Annotated in this window: 1 protein-coding gene; it reads right to left on the bottom strand. The window is 45.6% G+C overall.

Annotated elements, in window-relative coordinates; translation table 11 throughout:
• On the bottom strand, positions 1-199 hold a 199-nt coding region (locus H6A60_RS14430), incomplete at its 3' end, for a MerR family DNA-binding transcriptional regulator (protein WP_439145093.1).
• Positions 200-252 lie beyond the last annotated feature (53 nt).

The following is a 252-nucleotide window of genomic DNA, read 5'->3' as shown; positions in this document are numbered from 1 at the left end:
CCGCATAAGAAGCAGGGGTTTGACTTCCGTCAAGCGGGTACGCCCCCCGAGTCTTGACTCCTGAGGACATAAGAAAATAGCGATGTCCCGATGCCAGCCTTTTTGCCCGTATCTTGCCTTCTGTCTCCCATCGACGGACAGTTGAAGGAGATCGGCCGATACGTTTTGCAAATTCACTAATACGATATATCTTGCTCATAATGAGCAATTTTATTTACAAATAAACGAAATATCAAAAGCAGCAGGAATCTC

Origin of the sequence: Sutterella massiliensis (assembly GCF_016899755.1) — a bacterium.
GTDB classification, from domain to species: Bacteria; Pseudomonadota; Gammaproteobacteria; order Burkholderiales; family Burkholderiaceae_F; genus Sutterella; species Sutterella massiliensis.
Note: the sequence above shows the minus strand (reverse complement) of the source record. Positions and strands in the feature narration are given on the sequence as shown.